We start from the raw sequence: 23,738 nt of genomic DNA, 5'->3' as shown, positions 1-23,738 counted from the left end.
ACAGTGCTGCCTGATCCATCGTTCTTCTCTCCTTGTTTAGACTGCTCCCAATATAGGGACTGTTACGAAATCAATCCAGATCAAATGTCGCGATAACAGGGACGTGGTCTGACGGCCGCTCCCAGCCGCGCGCATCGCGCAAGATTTGCAAGCCCTTCATATGGACCTCCAGATCAGCGGAACCCCAGATATGGTCGAGGCGGCGACCACGATCCGATTCATCCCAATCCTTGGCGCGATAACTCCACCAGGTATAGATTTTCTGATCCGCTGGAATGATCTGGCGCATGAGGTCGCTCCAGCCGCCCTTGACGCGCAGGTCTTCCAGCGTCTCGGTCTCGATCGGCGTATGGCTGACGATCTTCAAAAGCTGCTTATGCGACCAGACATCGTTTTCCAGCGGCGCGATGTTGAGATCGCCCACAAGGATCGACGACAGACCGTCCTGCCTGTCCGCCACAACGGCCCGCATTTCTTCCAGAAAGCCGAGCTTATGGGCGAATTTCGGATTGATTGCCGGGTCCGGCTCGTCACCGCCCGCTGGCACGTAGAAATTATGGATGCGGAGCTTCTTGTTTCCAGCTTCGACGACAGCGCTCAAATGGCGGCAATCGCCCATATCGCAAAAGCCGATCTTGTCGACGTCGGACAAAGGACGGCGCGAGATGGTCGCAACACCGTGATAGCCCTTCTGGCCGCTGATCGCGATATGCTCATAGCCGAGCGCGCGAAACCCCTTGGAGGGGAACTGATCGTCCGGGCACTTGGTTTCCTGAAGACACAGAACATCGGGCTGATGGTCGCGCAGAAACTGCTCGACCAGCGGCATGCGCAGGCGCACGGAGTTGATGTTCCAGGTAGCAACGGAAAAAGCCATGGGGGAAGGACTCGCAGCAACGAAAAAGATGCCGCGAACCTAACCATTTATCGCGCAAATGCAAACGGCTTGCAGACCATAAACTGGCGATTACGGACGCTTGCGCTTCATGGCGATGCGCTGATAGTCAATCTTGAACATGTCGTCGGTGAAGCGCACACCGCTGCGCACGTTGAAGATCATCACCGTGGTATCGAGCTTCTGCGCATCGGTGATGGTCCACTGCTTCAGCTCATAGGACTTCGGATCGAACATCATGGTGATTTTCGAATCGCCGAAGATCGACTTGTCGCCGAGCACCAGCGTGGTCATGTCCGGTTCCTGCTTCACATTCTGCAAACGGCCTCCGCCAAGGTCGATGCGATCCGCCAGCAACAGCTTGAGCGGCGTCTTGGAAAGCGGATAGAGATCCCACGTATCCAGCTTGCGATTGTTGATAACGACGGACTCGCCGTCGGCAATTACACGGATTGGCGAGTTGTTGTAGTTGAAACGGATCTTGCCCGGACGCTCGATATAGAAAGTGCCGCCGGTCTGGTCGCCTTTCGGCCCGAACTGCACGAACTCACCCGTCATGGTGCGTACCGATGAAAAATGGTCGGCAATCTGTTGCGCCGCCGCACCGCTGCCTGCGCCCTGCGCCATCGCGGCAACAGGCGCCAGAACAAGCGATGATACGCCAAGACCAAGCGCTCCCATTCCCAGCATGGCGGCAAGACGGCCAGCTTTTACCAAGGCTGAAAAACGGGAGAACATCATTGATATACTTTCTCTTTTCATCATTCTGTTTAACTACGCCGCCAGTTTGGCGCGAGTATGGCGCGCTGCTGCACTCGGCTTAGAAGTCATCCTCACCAGTCGGCACCAGAATTTCGCGCTTGCCGGCATGGTTGGCGGGACCGACAATCCCTTCGTCTTCCATACGCTCGATAATCGAGGCAGCGCGGTTATAACCAATGCCGAGACGACGCTGGATATAGGACGTGGAAGCCTTCTTGTCGCGAAGCACTACGGCAACGGCCTGATCATAAGGATCGTCGGAGTCTTCCAGATTGGAGGTTCCAGCCGGTCCGCTGCCGCCCTCGTCATCCTCTTCATCCTCAGTGATGGCATCCAGATATTCCGGCACGCCCTGAAGCTTCAGATGCTGCACGATGCGCTCCACTTCGTCGTCGCCGACGAAAGGCCCGTGCACGCGCTGGATGCGACCGCCGCCCGCCATGAAGAGCATGTCGCCCTGACCGAGCAGCTGTTCAGCGCCCTGCTCGCCCAATATGGTGCGGCTGTCGATCTTCGACGTCACCTGGAAGGAAATACGGGTCGGGAAGTTGGCCTTGATCGTGCCGGTGATGACATCCACCGACGGACGCTGCGTCGCCATGATGACATGGATACCGGCGGCACGCGCCATCTGCGCCAGACGCTGCACCGCACCTTCGATATCCTTACCTGCAACCATCATCAGGTCAGCCATTTCGTCGATGATCACGACGATATAGGGCATTGGCGCCAGATCCAGCTCTTCGGTCTCGTAGATCGCTTCGCCGGTATTGCGGTCGAACCCGGTCTGCACAGTGCGCGCAATCGGTTCGCCCTTCTTCTGCGCCAGACCGACACGCTGGTTGAAACCGTCAATATTGCGAACGCCGACCTTCGACATTTTGCGATAGCGGTCTTCCATTTCGCGCACGGTCCATTTGAGCGCGACAACCGCCTTCTTCGGATCGGTCACAACGGGCGTCAGCAGATGCGGAATGCCGTCATAGACGGAAAGTTCCAGCATCTTCGGGTCGATCATGATCAGGCGGCATTCTTGCGGCGTCATGCGATAGAGCAGCGACAGGATCATCGTGTTGATCGCCACCGACTTGCCGGATCCGGTCGTACCGGCAACGAGGACGTGCGGCATCTTCGCGATATCGGCAATCACCGGCTCGCCATTGATGGTCTTGCCGAGCGCCAATGCCAGCTTCGCCTTGGACTGTTCGAAGTCGCGGCTGGCCAGCATTTCGCGCAGATAAACCATTTCGCGCTTCGGGTTCGGCAATTCGATGCCGATGGCGTTGCGGCCCGGAATAACGGCAACACGCGCCGCAATCGCGCTCATCGAACGGGCGATATCGTCGGCAAGGCCGATCACGCGGGAAGACTTGATGCCCGGCGCAGGTTCCAGTTCATAAAGCGTGACCACCGGTCCGGGTTTCACATTGATGATTTCGCCGCGCACGCCGAAATCTTCCAGCACGCCTTCAAGCAGACGGGCATTCTGCTCCAGCGCATCCTTCGACAGAGCGGGATCACGTTGAACAAGCTTTGGTTCGGCGAGGAAATGCAGCGATGGCATTTCAAACACGCCCTTGTCCTTGAGGAACGACGGCTGCGCCTCACGCTGTGCGCGGGCGCCCGGCTTGGGCGACGGCGCAGCCTGTTCGACACGCGCCTTGCGGCTGCGTGCTGGCGGCGCATCGTGCCATTCCTGACCGGCCAGCGGCACGTCGTCCATGCCGTCATCCATCGGATCATCCATGTCGAACGGCGCTTCGTCCGCCGACGGCCCACCGAAGCCCGGCTCACGACGTCTGCCCGCTTCCGCACCGTTACGCGTTTCGGCACTGCGGCGCACGGCGCGCATGTCGCCGAAATCCTCGTCGCGGGACTGGCGGCGACCAAGCCCGGTCAGACGCTTGAAGTTGGCTGTCGTTGTCAGCACGAGATGGGTCAGCGCACCAATGAACTGGAAGCCGCCGCCTGCGGTTTCCTCGTCATCCTCATCGATGAAATCTTCCTCCGCCCGTCCGCGCTGCACGGGCTGAACCGGATTGATGATGCCGCGGCCAATAATGCCGCTTGCAAAAAGGCAGAGCCACAAAGCGGGAACGGCGAGAACCAATGCAATGGCCGAAGCGATTGCGCCCTGCGGGAACTGGCCAAGGAACAGGCCGGGCAGGCGCAGCACCATATCGCCAAACACACCGCCAAGACCGATCGGCATCGGCCAGCTTTCCGGCACCGCAAAGCAGCTTGCAATGCCGGCAAACAGAAGGGCTGCGCCGATCCAGGCAAAGCTGCGCTTGGCAACGCGGCCAATACCGCCGCGCGTCATCATCAGAAGCGACCACACGACCAGCGGCAACAATGCAGGAACGCTCGCCAGACCAAAAAACTGCATGGCGAGATCAGAGAAGACAGCGCCCGGATAGCCAAGCGCATTGGTCACCGGATTGTCGGTTGCATGGCTGAAGCTTGGATCAGCCACATTCCAAGTGGCCAGTGCACCGACTGCCATTGCCGTCAGCGACAGAAGCGCCAGACCGAACAATATATAGAACTGCCTGCGGAAGATATTGGTCAGGCGGAGCCTGTCTTCCGTAATCCGCTCGTCACGCAGCGGGTATGAGGGCGAATATCCTTGCCGCATATAGCCAGTCCCGAACCGAAATTTCTGCTGTCGCCCATAACGGAATAGCTATGGGCAGAATGAATCGGTCCGATCCTAATCCGGCGATAGTTAATTCCCCATTAACCATGGACTCTCTTCTTATAAATGAAAAAAGGCGCGGTTTCCCGCGCCTTTCTCCTTCTTGGGAGAATTGTTCTTACTGAACAGATTCGCCGTGCAAAGAGATATCCAGACCTTCGATTTCGGCCTGCTTGCTCGGACGCAGTCCCATCACGGCCTTGATCACATAAAGGATGATGGCCGTCGCGACTGCGGTATAGACGATGGTGATTGCCGCACCGAAGAACTGCTTGCCCATGGAAGCGCCTTCGCCGAGCGAATTAATGGTGGTGTCTGCAAAGAAACCGGTCAAAATCGCACCCACGAAACCGCCGACGCCATGGACGCCGAACGCATCGAGCGAGTCGTCGTAGCCGAGCGCATGCTTGATCTTGACGGCTGCGACGTAGCAGATCGCACCGGCCACGATGCCGATGATGAGCGCACCCATCGGATTGACGAAACCGGCAGCAGGCGTGACGGCGACCAGACCGGCCACAGCACCCGAAATAATGCCAAGCACGCTTGGCTTACCTGCAATTGCCCATTCCACGAACATCCAGGCCAGAGCCGCACCGGCGGTCGCAACCTGCGTGTTGAGCATGGCGACACCGGCGAGAGCATTCGCACCGACAGCCGAACCGGCATTGAAGCCGAACCAGCCCACCCACAGAAGGGCAGCGCCGATGACCGAGAGAACGAGATTGTGCGGCGCCATGTTGGTGTGACCATAGCCGTCGCGCTTGCCGAGGATGAGTGCAGCCACCAGACCGGCAACACCGGCATTGATATGAACGACCGTACCGCCGGCGAAATCAAGCACGCCGTCCGACGCGAGGAAACCGCCGCCCCAGACCCAATGCGCGACCGGGATATAGACGATGAACAGCCACAGGGTCAGGAAGACCAGCATGGACGAAAACTTCATGCGTTCAGCAAACGCGCCGGCAATAAGCGCTGGCGTGATGATCGCAAAGGTCATCTGGAAAGTGATGAAGACATATTCCGGAATGGTGCCGGTCAGCGATTCCATCGTGACGCCGGAGAAGAAAGCCTTGGAAAGACCACCGATATAAGCGTTCGACGAACCACCGTCGGTGAAAGCGAGCGAATAGCCGGCGACCATCCACAAAACGGACATGAGGCAGGTGATGGCAAAGCTCTGCATCACGGTGGACAGCACGTTCTTCTTGCGCACCATGCCGCCATAGAACAGCGCAAGGCCCGGGATGGTCATCATCAACACGAGCGCGGTTGACGTCAGCATCCAGGCCGTATCGCCCGTATCGAGAGTGGGCGTGGGAGCCGCAGCAGGCGCTGCGTCCTGTGCCATCGCCATTCCAGCCATGGCGACCAGCGCAGGCAAAGAGGCCAAAAGAGCTGCTGGCTTGATTCTTCCTGTTATGAGCATCGAATATCTCCGTCGAATGGCGGTTTCAAACGCGTATGCGCTGGAAAGACCGGTTCGAACCAAGAGAAACAAAAATCGTGCCAGTTGCAGAAAGGCGCGGCGCAAAATGTGATTTTTTTGTGAAGCGAGTCGTTGCGGCTTCCGGCAGCCCCGCAAAGCCGGGCTTTTTGTGCCGGAGGTTTAGGCAAATTCAGGCTAAGTGATTCTAGCGATTCATCTTTTCAGCGCCCTGCCCGAGCGCTGAACTTGGCTGAAAACCGTCGAATTGCATAATATTTATACAGAAGGCATTGGTGTGGTTAATATTTAATCATTCTTTGTTTTCATGCACACGAATTAGTCCTTCCTGTGCAACGGAAGCCACCAGAATGCCGTCGCGCGTATAAAGCGACCCGCGATTGAAACCGCGCGCGCCCGAAGCGCTCGGTGTGTCCTGCGTATAAAGCAGCCAGTCATTCAGCTTGAACGGACGATGGAACCACATCGCATGATCGAGGCTTGCCGCCTGAAGATCGCGGTCGAAAATCGAACGCCCATGCGGATGCAGCGATGTGTCGAGCAGCGTCATGTCGGAGAGATAAGCGAGGATCGCCGCCTGAAGCGCGCGATTATCAGGAACAATACCATTTGCGCGCACCCAGACATGCTGCGCAGGCTCCAGCTTCTCCCGCGAGAAATAATGCGTCAGCTGCACCGGCTTGATCTCGATGGGACGCTCCTGTTCCCAATATCTGCGAACATTGGCCGGAGCGAGATGCAGATATTGCTCCTTGATGTCGCGGTCGCCCAGCAATTGCTCCGGCATCGGCAGTCCTTCGGGCATGGCGATCTGGTGGTCCAGACCGCCCTCATCCACCTGAAACGACGCCGACAGCGTGAAGATGGCCTTGCCGTGCTGCTTGGCCAGCACGCGGCGGGTGTTGAAGCTGGAACCGTCGCGAATGCGATCCACCTCATAGATGATCGGAATCGCCGGATCGCCGGGACGCACAAAATATCCATGCAGCGAATGCACATGCCGCGCAGGCTCCACGGTGCGCTGCGCCGCGATCAGCGCCTGGCCGATCACCTGACCGCCGAACACGCGCTGCCAACCCACTTGCGGGCTGTTGCCGCGAAACAGGTCCACCTCCAGCGTTTCCAGATCGAGTATCGACAGCAGCTGCCGCATGGAAGCCGTCTGGCCTGCGCTCTCATCTGAGACAGATGTAAGATCGGACTGCTGATATTCGGACTTTTCGCGATCGGACATGGACAGCCTGGCTCCTGCGACCATATATGAAGCTAATAAAGTTGAGGCTCATGTTTGTTCCTGCCGGTCGAAATCTGTCAAGTGGCCCGGAGGCTTTTCGGATTCGGTCGGTGTGCCTCACAGTGCCGCGGCAAAATATCGGCTTCACTCTTGCCGTATTTGTGCCAGAAGCGCACAAGCATGGTATAGGCTTTCCGAAAAGGACGAACCGATGGCTGCGACTTCCAGACAGACAAGCACTCGCAACACCGACCTGCTAATCGCCGGTGGCGGTTATGTTGGCCTCGTCACGGCGGTTGCGGTCAAGTCGGCGGCGCCACATCTTTCCGTCACCGTTGTCGATGGCGCGCCCGCCGGTTCGTGGAAAACCGACCCACGCGCCTCGTCCATCGCGGCTGCCGCATCACGCATGCTCGACAAGCTCGGCTGCTGGCAGGAAATCGTGTCTGATGCGCAGCCGATCACCGAAATGGTCATCACCGATTCGCGCGTATCCGACCCGGTGCGACCTGTTTTCCTGACCTTTGCAGGCGATGTGGACCCCGGCGAGCCTTTCGCCCATATGGTTGAAAACCGCATTCTCAATACTGCCCTGCACAACAAGGCCGATGCGCTGGGCATTAACTTCCTCGAAGCAACCAGCGTGAATGGCTTCGAAACCAAGCCGGAAACCGTTACCGTTTCGCTTTCCAATGGCGACGCCATCGAGACCCGCCTTCTGATTGCCGCCGACGGTGCGCGCTCGCGCCTACGCGATCAGGCGGGCATCAAGACCGTCAACTGGGACTATGGCCAATCGGGCATCGTCTGCAACGTATCCCACGAAAAGCCGCATGGCGGACGCGCCGACGAGCATTTCCTGCCTGCCGGACCCTTTGCCATTCTGCCGCTCAAGGGCAATCGCAGCTCGCTGGTGTGGACTGAACGCACCGCTGACGCCGACCGGCTGATCCGCGAAGATGATTTCGTTTTCGAAGCCGAACTGGAACAGCGCTTCGGGCATCGTCTCGGCGCGCTGCATGTCGAAGGCCCGCGCCGCGCCTTCCCGCTTGGCCTGACGCTGGCGCGCGAATTCGTGAAACCGCGCTTTGCCCTTGTCGGCGATGCGGCGCATCGCATCCACCCGATCGCGGGACAGGGCCTCAATCTCGGTTTCCGCGATGCTGCTGCCATTGCCGAGGTTATCGTCGAAACGGATCGCCTCGGCCTCGATATCGGATCGTTCGCCGCCCTTGAACGTTACCAGTCCTGGCGTCGCTTTGACACGGTGCAGATGGGCGTGACGACCGATGTTCTCACCAAGCTGTTTTCCAACGACAATCCGGCCATCCGCTCCATTCGCGATATCGGCCTTGGTCTCGTGGATCGCGTCCCGAGCCTGAAATCCTTCTTCATCAAGCAGGCAGCCGGATTGTCCGGCGATACGCCCCGCCTTTTGAAAGGGCAGCCGATCTGACCGCCGCCCCCCCCTAATTGCTGCCTATTCATTGCTGGAAGCCATCGCGAAGCGCCCTATATCCGTGACGGACAATCACCGAGAGGAGCTTCCCCATGGAAAGAAAAGCAATAGCAGTCTGGCAAGGCACGCTGAAGGAAGGCAAAGGCACGCTCAACACCCAGAGCGGCGCACTGAAAGACCTTCCCTATGATTTTAAAGCTCGCTTCGAGGATGAAAGCGGGCGCGCTGGCACCAATCCGGAAGAGCTTCTCGGTGCGGCGCATGCGGGCTGCTTCGCCATGCAGCTTTCCGCCCTTTTGACGCAGAACGGCACCCCGCCGGAAAAACTGGAAGCAACGGCAGCCGTCAACATCGGCCAAGCTTCGGGCGGCGGTTTTGAAATCACCCGCAGCGCGCTGACCCTCAATGCCAAGATTCCCGGCATTTCGGCTGAGGCCTTTGCCGATCTTGCCAAGAAGGCTAAGGAATCCTGCCCGCTTTCGAAGGCGCTTGGCGCAATCGAAGTGACGCTGGACGCAAAACTGGTCTGAGACCACGAAAGGCGGGGTTACAGATCCCGCCTTTTATTCCGGCAGGTGGCAGACGGCCTCTATATTGTGCCCGTCCGGGTCGATCACGAAAGCAGCGTAATAATCGGGATGGTAACCTTCGCGGATGCCCGGCTTTCCATTGTCGCTGCCGCCAGCCGCGATGGCCGCTTCATAGAAACGATCCACTTCCGAGCGCGTGCCCGCCGAAAAGGCGACATGCAGAACCCCTTCCAGTTTGGCGCCCTTCTGCTTGCCAATCCAGAATTCCGGCTTACCGTTGCGCCCATATCCGACCCAGTCGCCGAATTCCATGGCGCGGGTAATGCCCAGAGGGGCAAGCGCCTCATCATAGAATTTGCGCGACTTGGGCATGCTGGAAATGTTGAAGCCGATATGGTCGAGCATGATTGCCCATTCTCCGTGCTGCCTTGTTATCTCAAGACATATCGGCGGCAACGTAAAGGTCAAGACCATACAATCAATGAGTGCATGATCTGCTGCCGGTTCGTGCAAAAAACAAAGGGGAAGGCAACAGCCTTCCCCTTTGCATACTTTAATTGATAGCTGGCGCTACTACACGCGGCGCTCGACCATCATCTTTTTAATCTCGGCAATCGCCTTGGCCGGGTTCAATCCCTTCGGGCAGGTCTGCGCGCAGTTCATGATCGTGTGGCAGCGATAGAGGCGGAACGGATCTTCGAGATTGTCGAGACGTTCGCCCTTAGCTTCGTCACGGCTGTCGATCAGCCAGCGATAGGCCTGCAGCAGCACAGCCGGGCCGAGATAACGGTCGCCGTTCCACCAGTAGCTTGGGCACGAGGTCGAGCAGCAGGCGCACAGAATGCACTCATAAAGACCGTCCAGCTTCTGGCGGTCGTCATGGCTCTGCAACCATTCCTTCTGCGGCTCCGGCGAAACCGTCTTGAGCCAGGGCTCGATCGAACGGTGCTGGGCGTAGAAGTTGTTGAGGTCGGGCACGAGATCCTTCACCACCGGCATATGCGGCAGCGGGTAAACCTTGATGGCGCCCTTGATATCGTCCATGCCCTTGGTGCAGGCCAGCGTGTTGGCACCGTCGATGTTCATCGCGCAGGAGCCGCAAATGCCTTCGCGGCACGAGCGGCGCAGCGTCAACGTCGGATCGATCTTGTTCTTGATATAGAGCAGACCGTCCAGAACCATCGGGCCGCAATCATCGCGATCGACATAATAGGTGTCGATGCTCGGATTGGCGTCGTCGTCCGGCGACCAGCGATAAATACGGAATTCCGTGACGCGCTTGGCGCCATCAGGGCGGGGCCAGGTCTTGCCCTCCTGCATGCGGGAATTCTTGGGAAGTGCGAGTTCAACCATTGCTCTTTCCCTTAATCAGTAAACGCGCTTCTTCGGCGCAATCTTGGCGAGGCTGATGCCACCTTCTTCTTCCGTCGTGAGCGGATCGAGGTGAACGGCGCGATAACCGAGCGTCACCTTGCCGTCCGGCGAGAGCCAGGACAGGGTGTGCTTGCGCCATTCGGCATCGTTACGGTCCGGGAAATCCTCATGCGCATGCGCGCCGCGGCTTTCATGACGCGCTTCCGCCGAAACAACGGTCGTCAACGCATTGGCCATCAGGTTTTCCAGCTCCAGCGTCTCGACGAGATCGGAGTTCCAGATCATCGAGCGGTCGGAAACCTTGATATCCGGCAGTTCCTGCCAGATCTTTTCCATGCGTTCGCAGCCCTGCTTGAGCGATTCCGACGTGCGGAACACGGCAGCGTCTTCCTGCATGGTGCGCTGCATCTTCTCGCGCAGCTCTGCCGTCGGCGTGGAGCCATTGGCGTAACGCAGGCGATGGAAACGATCCATGATCTTTTCGACAGCGGCTTCGTTGATATCCGGGATCTTCGCGGCGCGGTCGATGACTTCGCCAGCGCGGATCGCAGCCGCACGACCGAACACCACAAGGTCGATCAGCGAGTTGGAGCCGAGACGGTTTGCACCGTGCACCGAAGCGCAGCCCGCTTCGCCGACAGCCATCAGGCCGGGCTGTACGCGATCCGGGTCTTCCGGCGTCGGGTTCAGCACTTCGCCCCAGTAATTGGTCGGAATGCCGCCCATATTGTAGTGAACGGTCGGCAGAACCGGGATCGGTTCCTTGGTCACGTCCACGCCCGCGAAAATCTTGGCCGACTCGGAGATGCCCGGCAGGCGTTCATGCAGAACGGCGGGATCGAGATGGTCGAGATGCAGGAAGATGTGGTCCTTGGCCTTGCCTACGCCACGACCGGCGCGGATTTCCATGGTCATGCAGCGCGAAACCACGTCGCGCGAGGCAAGATCCTTGGCCGATGGCGCATAACGCTCCATGAAGCGCTCGCCTTCGGAATTGACCAGATAGCCGCCTTCACCGCGTGCGCCTTCGGTGATGAGGCAGCCTGCGCCGTAAATGCCGGTCGGATGGAACTGAACGAATTCCATGTCCTGAAGCGGTAGACCAGCGCGCGCAGCCATGCCGCCGCCGTCGCCGGTGCAGGTATGGGCCGAGGTGGCCGAGAAATAGGCGCGACCGTAACCGCCCGTCGCCAGAACCACCATCTTGGCGGAGAAACGATGGATGGTGCCGTCATCGAGGTTCCACGCCACCACGCCGGTGCAGACACCGTCGGTCATGATCAGGTCGAGCGCGAAATATTCGATGAAGAACTGCGCGTTGTTCTTCAGGCTCTGGCCGTAAAGCGTGTGCAGGATGGCGTGGCCGGTACGGTCGGCAGCAGCGCAGGTGCGCTGAACCGGAGGACCGTCACCGAAATTCTGCATATGGCCACCGAACGGGCGCTGGTAAATCTTGCCTTCTTCCGTGCGCGAGAACGGCACACCGTAGTGCTCAAGCTCGTAGACGGCGGCAGGCGCTTCACGCGCCAGATATTCCATCGCGTCGGTGTCGCCGAGCCAGTCCGATCCCTTGACGGTATCGTACATGTGCCACTGCCAGCTGTCCGGGCCCATGTTCTTCAACGAGGCGGCAATGCCGCCCTGTGCCGCGACCGTATGCGAACGGGTCGGGAAAACCTTCGTGATACAGGCGGTCTTGAGCCCCTGCTCGGCCATGCCGAGCGTGGCGCGCAGACCAGCGCCACCAGCGCCGACCACGACAACGTCGAATTTGTGATCGACAAACTTGTAGGACTTTTCGCCCGCAGCCGGAGCTGCATTCTTTTCTGCACTAGCCATCGGGCTATCAACCTCCGAAGCTGAGCTTGAGGATCGCGAAAACGCAGGCAAAACCGACCACCGCCGCAAAGAAGGTGTTCAGCATCACCAGCACGACCTTCATGCCTTCGCCATGCACATAATCTTCGATAATAACCTGCATGCCCAGACGCATGTGATAAACGCCGGTCAGAACGAACAGCGCCATGACAATGGCGGTAATGGGATGCGAGAGAGCAGCCCGGACTTCCGCAAAGCTTGCGCCATTGAGCGAAATCACCAGACCGAGGAAAAAGAGAACCAGCGGCACCAGGGCCACTGCCGTCACGCGCTGATACCAGAAATGGCTGGTGCCTTCCTTGGCAGAGCCAAGACCGCGAACTTTGCCAAGAGGCGTGCGCATATCATTATTCGAACCGCTCATGGGATTAGCCTCCTAGCGCACCGAGTAAGCGACGACCCAGACGAGGATCGTTGTGATGACCGAGAAGACGACCGTAGCCCAGGCGATCTTGGAAGCGGTATGCTTTTCAAGACCTGCGCCGGTATCCCAGATGAAGTGACGAACGCCGCCCGCCAGATGGTGCAGCAGCGCCCAGGTATAGCCGAACAGCACAAGCTGGCCGATCCAGGAGCCGAACACGGCGTTGACGGCATTGAAGCACTCTTCGCCGACGGCTGCGGAAATAAGCCAGGCTGCAAGCAGCAGGGTGCCGAAATAGAGAGCGCCGCCCGTGATACGATGCACGATGGACATCGTCATCGTGATGACCGGCTTATAGACGGACAGGTGCGGCGACAAAGGACGCTGACGCGTTACGGTCGGTTGTGTCATGGTTCTCGTTGGCCTCTCGTGGGGCTTCCCTGACGTTTCTCCCCCGGAATGCCCACCGACAATGATCGATCTGGCGTACCGGATGGCGGGTTTTTCTAAAAACCCAGTTTTGAAGTCGCGCTCTACGCAATGAACCGGAACTTTCGATCCCGCGCCGGTGCGACCTGAAAATATGGCGAGACCGTGGAATACGGCCTTATGTGCCGCTTTCTACTGCTCTTTTACCACCACGTCAAAGAAGCTTTTTCACGAAAAGACTAACAATTGGTCGCACCTTTGCGACACTTTCACGTGAATGCGGCCTTCAATCGTTTGAAGGCCGCAATTTAAAAAACATGTGTAATTTCATCAACTTTAGCAAAAGCACATCAGGCGCCGAATCGAATCACATAGCTCGACCAGTCGGCTGCCGTCGCGACCTGCTCATAGAGCTTGCGTCCGTCTTCCGGCACACGCGGCGCATTGAGGACAAGCTTGGACCAGCTGCGCTCTTCCGCCTTGTCGGCCAGCAGGTCGATGAGCGCCTTGGCGATGCCTTTGCCGCGATGATCGTGATGCACATAGATATGATCCACCTGCCCTGCGCGCAGACCCGATACCGGCTCCGGCAGATCGTAGAAAATCACGAAGCCGACAAGATTGCCGTCCACGCGCGCGCCTAGAATTTCAGTGGCACGGTCCTGCAGAAGATGCTCGGCATAATAATCGTCGGGGCGGCGCGGTGCGCCACGCTTCAGCGCCTGCGCATAGCTGGCAAGCAGCGGCGCGAATTCGTGAGCATCACGAAGATGGAGCAGCGCGATATCGACGGCATGATCTTTGGTCATTGAACATTCCTTGGCCTTCGGGGCGGTTCAAGTCGTCCTTGCTCACTACGCCGCGAAGCAGTTGCGACCAAAGACTTATCCGATTGTAGCCAGCACGGATGACAAAGGTAAAGAAAGAGTTAAGATGGTGCGGAAACTCTTTTTGCGTCAGACGGCGAAGGCGAAACGGCACCATGGCAAACAGAAACAGGATCGCGTTGCTGGCGTCATGTACACTGGCTTTTGGTGGCTTGGTCGCGACAGCCTCTGCCGAGACCACCTTGCGCTATGCCGACGCGTCTGGAAACCTCGTCATGCAGAAGGCTGGCGGCGGCGCAAAGATCATCCGGGTCGGTGCAGCGCATAAAGACCCGACATTGCGGATGCCGCGCAAGGTGCACGGCACGACAACCATAACCGCGTCGCAGGACAAGGCTGTGTCCTATATCGTCAGCCCTCCGAACAGCAGTTGCGAAAGCGCCATCGTCCTGCGCGGACGCTCATTCATGTACGGGCTGGACAGCGGCGAAACCCCGGTTCTGGATCATCCGGGCTGTTGAGGCCGATTATCCGCGTGTGCGGGCTGAGCCTGACGGACGAAACTCCACGACATTCTCATCAGAGATAATGGGCGAGGCTGCGCGCACGCAATTGCGACCGCCCTTCTTCGCCTCATAAAGCGCACCGTCAGCTCGCTTGTAGAGGTCGGAAAACATGTCGTCGAATTCCATTTCGGCAACGCCGAAGCTGGCTGTGAAATCGATATCGCCATGATTGCTCGGTATCTGGATCGTGCCGCAGGCCAGACGCATACCGTCGGCACAGCGAGACGCCGACTGAATGGTGTTGCCGGGCAGCAGGACCGCAAATTCCTCGCCGCCCATACGCGCCGCAAATCCGCCTCGGGCAACGGCAGTCTTGCGCAATTCGGCAGCAAAGGCTGCAATGACACGGTCACCCAGCGCGTGGCCGTAATTGTCATTTATCAATTTGAAATAGTCGATATCGCAAACCACCAGCGACAGGGCCTGTCGAGACCGCTTCGATTTTTCGATGGCCGCCTCTGCCCGCAACGCAAAGCCGCGGCGATTGAGCAGCGCCGAAAGCTCGTCCGTTTCGGAACGAATGGTCATGTCCGAAAGCAGTTCCCGCATCAGGCTCAATAGCAATAGAAGTCCCGCCGCGACCGACAGGCCGGCCCCGATCGACTGGGCAAAAAGCGCATAGGCCGTATTCACATAATCGTTCGGCTCAGCCCCCGCGCCGCCCGACACATTGGCAAGCACCGGCTTCATGAGAAAATGCACAGCACTGAAGGCAAAAAGCACGGCCATCAGCATATCGACAGCTCCGCGTCTGCTGGAGCGCAGGATGATCCAGACGGCGAGCGCCAATGTCAGAAAATAAGGCGTCTGGTAGAGGAACATACCGGGCAAGCTGCTGCGCGCGATGCCGTATATGGCATGGATCATCACCAGCGAAACAAACGCCAGCGCGCCAAGCGTCTTCCACGGCACGGGCGAAGAATACATCCGCGCCAGACCAATGACGAGACAAGCCAGTGTCATCAGATAGGTTGCAAATGCGAGCATATAGCCGATGCGCGGGCTCGGCATGGACGGCATCGCCAGCTCACTGAGGAAGTAGAGCATCGCAAAGACGAAGCCCGTCGCGAAGACGCGCGCCGCGGCATTGCCTTTCGCATAAACGGCAATGCCGAAAAACGCGAAGGCAAACAGACCGGATACGGTCATGTTGATGATGAGAATGAAATCGGCCCCGCCCATGAATGCCTATTCCGCCTGCTTTGGTTCGTAGCGGCTTCTCTAAAGTAGGCGCCAATCTAGCAGCACTTACTTATACATGGAATATGCGAGGAAACCGTGAAGAAGCGGATAAGAGCAAAGCTTTTTTCTTACCCATGGCGGCGCATAAAAGAAAAGCCGCCGGATCGCTCCGGCGGCTTGTTCTATTCAGTGTTGTCTGGACACGTTAGTTCCAGTCGCGAATGTCCACGAAGTGACCGGCAATGGCAGCTGCGGCGGCCATGGCAGGCGACACGAGATGGGTGCGGCCCTTGAAGCCCTGACGGCCTTCGAAGTTGCGGTTCGAGGTCGAAGCGCAACGTTCACCCGGCTTCAGACGGTCGTCATTCATGGCGAGGCACATCGAGCATCCCGGCTCGCGCCAGTCGAACCCGGCTTCGATGAAGATCTTGTCGAGGCCTTCGGCTTCCGCCTGTTCCTTCACGAGACCCGAGCCCGGCACGATCATGGCGTTGACGCCATCGGCAACCTTCTTGCCAGCGGCCATGCGGGCTGCGTCGCGCAGATCCTCGATACGGCCATTGGTGCAGGAACCGATGAAGACGCGGTCGATCTTGATGTCGGTCATCTTGGTGCCCGGCTTCAGACCCATATAGTCCAGCGCACGCCACTTGGACGCACGCTTGGTTTCATCCTTGATATCGTCCGGATTCGGCACGATGTCGGTGACGAAAACAACGTCTTCCGGCGAAGAGCCCCAGGAAACGACCGGCGAAATCTTGGCCGCATCCAGCTCGACGACCTTGTCGAAATGCGCGCCTTCATCCGAATGCAGCGTCTTCCAGTAGCCGATAGCCTGTTCCAGCGCTTCGCCCTTCGGCGCGCGCGGCTTGTCCTGCACATAGGCGAAGGTCGTTTCGTCCGGTGCGATGAGACCAGCGCGTGCGCCGCCTTCAATCGACATGTTGCAGACGGTCATGCGACCTTCCATCGACAGCGAGCGAATGGCGCTGCCTGCATATTCGATCACGTAACCGGTGCCGCCTGCGGTGCCGATTTCGCCGATGATGGCGAGCGTGATGTCCTTGGCGGTCACGCCCGGAGCCAGTTCGCCCTCAACACGCACCAGCATGTTCTTGGCTTTCTTCTGGATCAGCGTCTGGGTCGCGAGCACATGCTCGACTTCCGACGTACCGATACCATGCGCCAGCGAACCGAAAGCACCGTGGGTCGAGGTGTGGCTGTCGCCGCAGACAATCGTCATGCCCGGCAGGGTAAAGCCCTGCTCCGGTCCGACGATGTGCACGACGCCCTGGCGACGATCACGCTCGGAATAATATTCGACGTTGAAATCGGCGGCATTCTTGGCGAGAGCTTCAACCTGAATGCGGCTTTCTTCGTTCTTGATGCCGTTGACGCGATCTTTCGAGGTCGGCACGTTGTGATCGACCACAGCCAGCGTCTTCTCGGGATGGCGCACCTGACGGCCAGCCATGCGCAGGCCTTCGAAAGCCTGCGGGCTCGTCACTTCGTGCACAAGATGGCGATCAATATAAAGGAGGCAGGTCCCATCTTCCTGCTGATCCACTACATGGTCGTCCCAGATCTTGTCATAAAGTGTACGCGGCGCGCTCATTGCGAGAGTTCCTTTGAACGGTTCTTAATTTGGCTGTCATATGCACCTGCTGTTGCGTTTCGTCAAGAAACTGAAACAGCAACAGGGTGTCGCAGTAACAATCTTGCGCAAAGCGGGCAGAATTATGCCTGATATTATGCGTCGTAATGCGTTTGGCAAATAAAAAAGGCGGCCACAGGCCGCCTTTTTCAAAGATCTCTGGCTGAAACTTATTCAGCAGCGGTCTTGGCAGCTTCGGCAGCGGCGGCAGCCTTGTCGGCTTCGCGCTCGGCCTTGGTGCGGTTGTCTTTCTTTTCAGAAATACGGGCAGCCTTACCGGTGAGGCCACGCAGGTAGTAAAGCTTGGCGCGACGGACCTTACCGCGGCGAACCAGCTCAACGCCTTCAACGATCGGCGAGTAAACCGGGAATACGCGCTCTACGCCTTCGCCATACGAAATCTTGCGGACGGTGAAGTTTTCGTTGAGGCCTGCGCCCGAACGAGCGATGCAGACGCCTTCATAGGCCTGTACGCGGGTACGCGTACCTTCCGTCACGCGAACCTGAACGCGAACCGTGTCGCCCGGCTGGAAATCTGGAAGCTTGCGCTTTTCTTCGATCTTTGCTGCCTGTTCGGCTTCAAGCTGACGAATAATATCGGTCATCGTCTGACTCCTTCTATGTTCTTCTCAAACAGTCAGAGCGCTCTGCACTTGCCGCCAAGCAATCCTTGGCCTTGCGGCTATGCCCTTGATATCAGGCAGGAGCGGTGCACCATTTATTGGTTTACGGACGTCCCGGGCTATGCCCGAACGAGCCATCGCAATGTCGGATTTTTCCGAACAGACGCGCCAATACAGCATCGCGAGGGTTTTGTCACGCCCTGTCAGAATTTTTAATAGCCAGCCGCAATGGTCTATGTCAGAAATATTGCAAAAAATGACGGCTGCGCATGCAAGCAATCGAATAAAGCATAAAGCTAAAATGGGGACAATATGACAAGCAAACAACCGTCACCCTCATTGTATAATGAGGATCTGGCGCCGGCTGTTGAGCGCAAATGGGGCGCCTTCAGTATTTTCAACGTCTGGACATCGGACGTCCATAGTCTGTGGGGCTACTATCTTGCCGCAAGTCTTTTCCTGCTTTGCGGCAGTTTTCTGAACTTTATCATTGCCATCGGTCTCGGCTCTCTGGTCATCTTCTTCCTGATGAGCCTCGTCGGCAATGCGGGCGTACGGACCGGCGTGCCCTTTCCAGTGCTGGCCCGCGCCTCCTTCGGCACATTCGGCGCGAATTTCCCAGCCCTCGTGCGCGGCGTCGTCGCCTGTTTCTGGTATGGCGCGCAGACGGCGGCAGCTTCCGGCGCCCTTGTTGCGCTGCTGATCCGCAATGACAGCATGCTGGCTTTTCACCAGAACAGCCATTTGCTCGGTCATTCGACCCTTGAAGTCATCTGCTACGTGCTGGTCTGGGCGGCGCAGCTCTTGATCATCCAGCGCGGGATGGAAACGGTGCGCCGTTTTCAGGATTGGGCCGGCCCGGCAGTCTGGATCATGATGCTCATTCTCGCCATCTATCTGGTCATCAAGGCAGGCACATTCTCCTTCGGCAGCGAAATCCCGCGCGATGTTCTGCTGGAGAAGACAAGAGATGCAGGCGTATCCGGCGAACCGGGTTCCATCCCGGCGCTGGCGGCGGTTGCCGCCACCTGGATCACCTATTTCGCAGCGCTTTATCTCAATTTCTGCGACTTCTCGCGCTATGCCAAGGATGAGGCGGCACTGCGGCGCGGCAATCTCTGGGGCCTGCCGGTCAATCTTCTGGCCTTCTGCCTCGTGGCCGGTGTCACGACCACAGCCGCCTTCACGGTCTATGGCGAAGTGCTGCTGCATCCCGACCAGATTTCAGCCAAGTTCGACAGTTGGTTCCTGGCATTGCTGGCCGCGCTGACATTTACCGTCGCAACGCTCGGCATCAATGTGGTGGCAAATTTCGTTTCCGCCGCCTTTGATTTCTCGAACACATTTCCGCAGAAGGTTTCCTTCAAGCGCGGCGGTTTTATCGCGGCGCTGATCGCGCTGATCCTCTATCCGTTCGCACCATGGGAAACCGGCGCTGCGCATTTCGTCAATTTCCTCGGCTCCACCATGGGGCCGATCTTTGGGATCATGATGGTCGATTATTATCTGCTGCGTCGCGGACAGCTGAATGTCGCCGATCTCTATCAGGAAAATGGCGAATTCCGCTTCCAGAACGGCTGGCACGTCAAGGCTTTCATCGCCTTTGCCATTGGCGCGCTGTTCTCGTCAGTCCTGCCGATAGCCACCAATCTTCTGCCGAACTGGTGGGGAACCTATGGCTGGTTCTTCGGGGTCGGCATTGGCGGCGGGGTCTATTACCTGCTTCGCAAGCCGGAAGCTGCCCTTCGCGCATCCGCAAAGCAACATGCCTGAAACAGAAATGCCCGGTGAAAACCGGGCATTTTTCTGCGGGACGATACTTTTCAAGCGCTCGATCAGCTTTTGCGCTTCGTCTCCTGATAGACATCCCAGAGATCTGGACGACGCTCCCGGGTAATCCGCTCGGCCTCAGCATGCCGCCATTTGTCGATGGCGCCATGATTGCCGGATGTCAGCACATCGGGAATGGAACGCTCCTCCCAAACCTGCGGGCGCGTATAATGCGGATGTTCGAGCAACCCGGTCTCGAAACTCTCCGTTTCGCCCGATTGCTGATTGCCCATCACGCCGGGCAACAGGCGCACCACAGCATCCAGCAACACGATGGCCGCCGTCTCGCCGCCCGAAAGTATATAGTCGCCGATCGACACTTCCTCGAGATGGCGCGCTTCGATCACACGTTCATCCACGCCCTCAAAGCGACCGCACAAAATGATCGCGCCCGGACCGGCTGCAAGCTCGCGCACGCGCTTTTGCGTCAGCGGCGCACCGCGCGGCGTCATCAGCAGCATTGGGCGATCATCGGCAACGGAATCGAGCGCCCGCGCAATCACATCAGGCTTCATCACCATGCCCGCGCCGCCACCGGACGGCGTGTCATCGACCATGCGATGCCTGCCTTCGGCAAAGTCGCGAATCTGCACCGTATCAAGCTGCCATTTCGCCTCGGCCAGCGCCTTGCCCGCCAGGGAAACGCCAAGCGGCCCCGGAAACATTTCCGGATAAAGCGTCAGGACCGAAGCATGGAAAAGTTCGCCCGTCATGACTTCTTCGGTCGCTTCTTGGGCTGATTGCCGCCCTTCAGCGGATTGTCGTCTTCATCGGCGATCAGGCCCGCCGCGAAAGGCTCCACCAGAATGGTGCCTTTTTCGAAATCAATCTCCGGCACAGCCGCTTCGGTAAACGGAATGAGCATCGGGCGCTTGCCCTTCTCGCTCAACTCAATGATGTCGCCGCCGCCGAAATCGAACACCGCGCTGACAATGCCATAGCTTTTGCCGTCGGCATCGATGGCCGCGAGGCCGATCAGGTCGGTCTGGAAGAACTCGTCATCGTCCAGATCGTCGTCCGGCAATTGCGAACGGTCGATGTAGAGCGCCGTGCCGTTGAGCGCCTCGGCTGCATTGCGGTCATTGACGCCCTTGAGGCGCACGATCACCACCGTCTTGGCGGCCCGCGCTTCAAGAATTTCGTAGCCCTTGCCCTGCTCATCATAGAGCAGGCCATAATCGCCGATAGACAGCGGGTCTTCGGTGAATGTCTTGATCCGGACTTCGCCGCGAATGCCATGGGCGGCACCGACGATGGCAAGCTGGATCGGATTTTCTGGACGTGGCATGGTTGCCCCTGATCTGGATTCGGGCGCATCGTCCCGACAGTCGGACCGATATGCGCTGCTGATTAGCCTATCGCTTAGCGAATTCAGACCGAAACGCCAAGAAAAATGCACGGTTTCAGCAAAGTCGCCGATGGAAGCATCAAAGGCAACCAGCCGGTAACCTCTGCCTGACAAACTGTCTGCCGAAACTTCAACCGGTAGATTTCAAGATGGCAATGAATGGCGAATTCCTGATTCCCGCCCGTGCAGACCTCGCGGCTGCGCGTGAGGAATGGCTGAAGACATTGAAAGATACGCGCCGTCTTTCCGAGAATACCATCGAAGCCTATGAGCGCGACTCGCGGCAGTTTCTGAATTTTCTCACCGGCCATCTGGGCGAAGCGCCCTCGCTGAAGGATGTGAGCGCCTTGCGCGTTGCCGATCTGCGCTCGTTCCTCGCCAGCCGCCGCAATGACGGCGCAGGCGCACGAACCCTGGGGCGCGGTCTGGCTGGTGTGCGCTCGCTGCTGCGGCATCTGGAAAAACGCGGACTGGCCAATGCCGCTGGCGCCGGTGCCATACGCGCGCCCCGCCAGCCGAAATCGCTGCCAAAACCGCTGACCGCAGACGACGCCCGCCGTGTGGTCGCAGCCGATGGCCAGATGGCCGAGGAGCCGTGGATCGCCGCCCGTAACGCCGCCGTGCTGACCCTGCTCTATGGCTGCGGCTTGCGCATTTCCGAGGCGCTTGGCTTGAAAGGCGACGCGCTATCCGACAATTCCGCGCTTTCGATCACCATAACCGGCAAGGGCAATAAGTCCCGCCTTGTGCCTCTGCTGCCGATCATACACCGCGCCGTCGCGCAATATCGCGCGCTCTGCCCCTATGATCTCTCTGCCGACAAGCCGCTGTTTCGCGGCGCGAAGGGCGGCGAGCTTCATGCCGCGATCATCCAGCGCGAAATGCAGAAGCTGCGCGCTGGGCTGGGCCTTCCCGACAGCGCCACGCCACATGCACTGCGCCATTCCTTCGCGACGCATCTGCTGGGTCGCGGCGGCGACTTGCGCACCATTCAGGAATTGCTGGGCCATGCCAGCCTGTCCAGCACGCAGATTTATACCGGCGTGGATACGGAGCGTTTGCTGGAAGTCTATGACAAGGCGCATCCGAGAGCCTGAACCGGACACCTTTCACATCGCGGAAGATCGCCTATATTCACTTTATGAAAAAGCTGCTTCTTGTTCTTCTATGCGCCGTCTTCGCCGGGTCCGTCACCGCCCGCGCTGACGAAAAGGCCACCGCCTGCTCCGTTCGAGGCGCAAATCTCGTCGATGGCGTGGAGAAAAGCGATCCCGCCCTCTGGAAAAAATTGCAGGCGGAAGCCGAAGCAACGCCCAACCATCAGGGCCGCCTCTGGAGGATCGAAAAAGACGGCGTAGCGCCGTCCTATCTGTTCGGCACGATTCATCTCAGCGATCCGCGCGTGCTGGACGTGCCGAAGCCTGTCGAAGAGGCTTATCGTTCGACCGGAACCGTCGTGATCGAAACCACCGATGTTCTCGATCAGAAGAACTTTCTGCGCCTGAAGCTGGAGCGCCCGGAACTGCTGCTTTTCACCGATGGCAGCACGCTTAAATCGCATCTGCCTGCCGACAGGCGCGACGATATTGAAAAGAAACTGGCCGAGCGCGGCATTATTCTCGATGCGGTCGCCAAGATGAAGCCGTGGGTTCTGACCACGCTGTTATCCCTGCCCGAATGCGAGCGCGAACGCAAAAGCGAAGGTGAAAAGTCGCTTGACGAATTTTTGGCCGTCAATGCAAAGGCGGAAGGGCGCGAAATAGCGGGGCTGGAAACGGCTGCCGAACAGTTCGAAGCGACTGAAAAACTTCCGCTCGACTTTCATATTCGCAATCTCATCGCCACCGTCGATTACGGCGACAAGTCCGAAGACGCGATGGAGACGACGACCGCACTTTATCTGAAAGGCGAGCTTGGCATGATCATGCCCGCGCTGCGACAGATCGTGCCGGATGCATTGTCCGATCAGGATTACGACCTGTTCCAGAAATATCTGATCACCGATCGCAACCACACCATGGCGGATCGCGCCGTTCCGCTTCTGGAAAAAGGCAATGTCTTCATTGCAATCGGCGCGCTGCATCTGCCGGGTCAGGAAGGTGTGGTGGAACTGCTGCGGGCCAAGGGCTATCGCCTGACGGCGCTCTAGCTCCGGCGTGGCTGCGGAACAATCGGCTTTTGACTGCGTTCACTCTCCACACAAGGTTTGTGACGGCTGGAGACCGCGCAAGCCCCATGCGAAAACTGGAGGAGCGCGCAATGGTTGATCCCCTCGATCCGCGAAACGACCCCAGAACAAACCCGGTCAATACTGATCCGAGACTGTCGGACCCTTCCGGCATGCCACCGCCACAACGGGGCGGCAGCGGCTATCTTCTGGGTGCTGTTCTGCTCGTTGCAATCATCATTCTCGGCTATTTCTTCTACAATAACGGCACGAGGACCGACACGGCAACACCACCGCCCGCGACGCAGAGCGAACCGGCCACACCGGCCCCGGCAACCCCTGCCAATCCGCCAGCCCAGAACTGATTTCCAAAAAAAGGCCCGCTTGTGCGGGCCTCAGCCTGCTGACAAACCCCTGGCTATGCCGGGGGTTTTGTGATTCTCTGGGTCATGTTGAAGAAACCAGCCG

Annotated in this window: 23 protein-coding genes; 7 read left to right on the top strand and 16 right to left on the bottom strand. The window is 58.5% G+C overall.

Features of this window, described 5'->3' with window-relative positions; translation table 11 throughout:
* Positions 1-70 precede the first annotated feature (70 nt).
* From xth to tesB, 5 genes are all read right to left on the bottom strand, one after another.
* The gene (gene xth, locus FIC94_RS19575; protein WP_140026116.1) at positions 71-877 is read right to left on the bottom strand and encodes an exodeoxyribonuclease III; all 807 of its coding nucleotides are present in this window, start codon (positions 875-877) and stop codon (positions 71-73) included.
* 90 nt (positions 878-967) lie between these two features.
* A complete protein-coding gene (locus tag FIC94_RS19570; protein WP_180918067.1) occupies positions 968-1,636 on the bottom strand; it encodes an outer membrane lipoprotein carrier protein LolA in 669 nt (222 codons plus the stop codon).
* Between the two features lie 79 nt (positions 1,637-1,715).
* Positions 1,716-4,295, bottom strand: a complete 2,580-nt coding sequence (locus FIC94_RS19565; protein WP_140026115.1) for a DNA translocase FtsK — start codon at positions 4,293-4,295, stop codon at positions 1,716-1,718.
* A gap of 178 nt (positions 4,296-4,473) precedes the next feature.
* Positions 4,474-5,787: an ammonium transporter gene (locus tag FIC94_RS19560; protein WP_121536776.1), complete on the bottom strand. Its 1,314-nt coding sequence runs from the start codon at positions 5,785-5,787 to the stop codon at positions 4,474-4,476.
* Positions 5,788-6,097: 310 nt separating this feature from the next.
* Positions 6,098-6,958: an acyl-CoA thioesterase II gene (gene tesB, locus FIC94_RS19555; RefSeq protein ID WP_209445965.1), complete on the bottom strand. Its 861-nt coding sequence runs from the start codon at positions 6,956-6,958 to the stop codon at positions 6,098-6,100.
* 292 nt (positions 6,959-7,250) lie between these two features.
* Here tesB and FIC94_RS19550 point away from each other — a divergent pair, with 292 nt between their 5' ends.
* A complete protein-coding gene (locus tag FIC94_RS19550; protein ID WP_140026114.1) occupies positions 7,251-8,495 on the top strand; it encodes a ubiquinone biosynthesis hydroxylase in 1,245 nt (414 codons plus the stop codon).
* 95 nt (positions 8,496-8,590) lie between these two features.
* The gene (locus FIC94_RS19545; RefSeq protein ID WP_109369948.1) at positions 8,591-9,028 is read left to right on the top strand and encodes an OsmC family protein; all 438 of its coding nucleotides are present in this window, start codon (positions 8,591-8,593) and stop codon (positions 9,026-9,028) included.
* Between the two features lie 33 nt (positions 9,029-9,061).
* Here the strand turns inward: FIC94_RS19545 and FIC94_RS19540 are convergent, their stop codons facing one another.
* From FIC94_RS19540 to FIC94_RS19510, 6 genes are all read right to left on the bottom strand, one after another.
* Positions 9,062-9,433, bottom strand: a complete 372-nt coding sequence (locus FIC94_RS19540; RefSeq protein ID WP_109369949.1) for a VOC family protein — start codon at positions 9,431-9,433, stop codon at positions 9,062-9,064.
* A 168-nt stretch (positions 9,434-9,601) separates the two neighbouring features.
* The gene (locus FIC94_RS19535; protein WP_109369950.1) at positions 9,602-10,381 is read right to left on the bottom strand and encodes a succinate dehydrogenase iron-sulfur subunit; all 780 of its coding nucleotides are present in this window, start codon (positions 10,379-10,381) and stop codon (positions 9,602-9,604) included.
* A gap of 15 nt (positions 10,382-10,396) precedes the next feature.
* Positions 10,397-12,241 carry a succinate dehydrogenase flavoprotein subunit gene (gene sdhA, locus FIC94_RS19530; RefSeq protein ID WP_109369951.1) on the bottom strand — a complete coding sequence of 615 codons (1,845 nt, stop codon included), beginning with the start codon at positions 12,239-12,241 and terminating at the stop codon, positions 10,397-10,399.
* 7 nt (positions 12,242-12,248) lie between these two features.
* On the bottom strand, positions 12,249-12,644 hold the full coding sequence (gene sdhD, locus FIC94_RS19525; protein ID WP_109369952.1) for a succinate dehydrogenase, hydrophobic membrane anchor protein: 396 nt from the start codon (positions 12,642-12,644) through the stop codon (positions 12,249-12,251).
* A 12-nt stretch (positions 12,645-12,656) separates the two neighbouring features.
* Positions 12,657-13,055: a succinate dehydrogenase, cytochrome b556 subunit gene (gene sdhC, locus FIC94_RS19520; protein ID WP_140026113.1), complete on the bottom strand. Its 399-nt coding sequence runs from the start codon at positions 13,053-13,055 to the stop codon at positions 12,657-12,659.
* 368 nt (positions 13,056-13,423) lie between these two features.
* A complete protein-coding gene (locus FIC94_RS19510) occupies positions 13,424-13,882 on the bottom strand; it encodes a GNAT family N-acetyltransferase (RefSeq protein ID WP_109369953.1) in 459 nt (152 codons plus the stop codon).
* 173 nt (positions 13,883-14,055) lie between these two features.
* On the opposite strand from FIC94_RS19510, the gene FIC94_RS19505 reads away from it, so the two are divergent.
* Complete coding sequence (locus tag FIC94_RS19505; RefSeq protein ID WP_140026112.1) at positions 14,056-14,421, top strand: hypothetical protein; 366 nt, start codon at positions 14,056-14,058, stop codon at positions 14,419-14,421.
* 6 nt (positions 14,422-14,427) lie between these two features.
* On the opposite strand, the gene FIC94_RS19500 is transcribed toward FIC94_RS19505, so the two are convergent.
* The 3 genes from FIC94_RS19500 to rplS form a co-directional block, all read right to left on the bottom strand.
* Entirely contained in the window at positions 14,428-15,648 is a 1,221-nt protein-coding gene (locus FIC94_RS19500) for a GGDEF domain-containing protein (RefSeq protein ID WP_140026111.1), read from the bottom strand.
* Positions 15,649-15,853: 205 nt separating this feature from the next.
* Complete coding sequence (gene leuC / locus FIC94_RS19495) at positions 15,854-17,263, bottom strand: 3-isopropylmalate dehydratase large subunit (RefSeq protein WP_140026110.1); 1,410 nt, start codon at positions 17,261-17,263, stop codon at positions 15,854-15,856.
* A 209-nt stretch (positions 17,264-17,472) separates the two neighbouring features.
* Positions 17,473-17,907 carry a 50S ribosomal protein L19 gene (rplS, locus tag FIC94_RS19485; protein ID WP_109369958.1) on the bottom strand — a complete coding sequence of 145 codons (435 nt, stop codon included), beginning with the start codon at positions 17,905-17,907 and terminating at the stop codon, positions 17,473-17,475.
* A 330-nt stretch (positions 17,908-18,237) separates the two neighbouring features.
* On the opposite strand from rplS, the gene FIC94_RS19480 reads away from it, so the two are divergent.
* Positions 18,238-19,698, top strand: coding sequence for an NCS1 family nucleobase:cation symporter-1 (locus FIC94_RS19480; protein WP_109369959.1), 1,461 nt, complete (start codon positions 18,238-18,240; stop codon positions 19,696-19,698).
* A gap of 62 nt (positions 19,699-19,760) precedes the next feature.
* Here FIC94_RS19480 and trmD read toward each other — a convergent pair whose 3' ends face one another.
* A complete protein-coding gene (gene trmD, locus FIC94_RS19475) occupies positions 19,761-20,468 on the bottom strand; it encodes a tRNA (guanosine(37)-N1)-methyltransferase TrmD (protein WP_109369960.1) in 708 nt (235 codons plus the stop codon).
* A complete protein-coding gene (gene rimM / locus FIC94_RS19470) occupies positions 20,465-21,043 on the bottom strand; it encodes a ribosome maturation factor RimM (RefSeq protein WP_109370331.1) in 579 nt (192 codons plus the stop codon). Before rimM ends, trmD begins: the two co-directional genes overlap by 4 nt.
* 209 nt (positions 21,044-21,252) lie before the next feature.
* Between rimM and FIC94_RS19465 the strand changes: the two genes are divergently transcribed.
* The 3 genes from FIC94_RS19465 (at position 21,253) to FIC94_RS19455 (ending at position 23,635) form a co-directional block, all read left to right on the top strand.
* Positions 21,253-22,200 (top strand): tyrosine recombinase XerC, encoded by a 948-nt coding sequence (locus FIC94_RS19465; protein ID WP_140026109.1) that lies wholly within the window; start codon positions 21,253-21,255, stop codon positions 22,198-22,200.
* Between the two features lie 44 nt (positions 22,201-22,244).
* Positions 22,245-23,252: a TraB/GumN family protein gene (locus FIC94_RS19460; RefSeq protein ID WP_140026108.1), complete on the top strand. Its 1,008-nt coding sequence runs from the start codon at positions 22,245-22,247 to the stop codon at positions 23,250-23,252.
* A gap of 110 nt (positions 23,253-23,362) precedes the next feature.
* A complete protein-coding gene (locus tag FIC94_RS19455; RefSeq protein ID WP_140026107.1) occupies positions 23,363-23,635 on the top strand; it encodes a hypothetical protein in 273 nt (90 codons plus the stop codon).
* Positions 23,636-23,738: the final 103 nt, after the last annotated feature.

This window comes from Ochrobactrum teleogrylli (assembly GCF_006376685.1).
GTDB lineage: Bacteria > Pseudomonadota > Alphaproteobacteria > Rhizobiales > Rhizobiaceae > Brucella > Brucella teleogrylli.
Note: the sequence above shows the minus strand (reverse complement) of the source record. Positions and strands in the feature narration are given on the sequence as shown.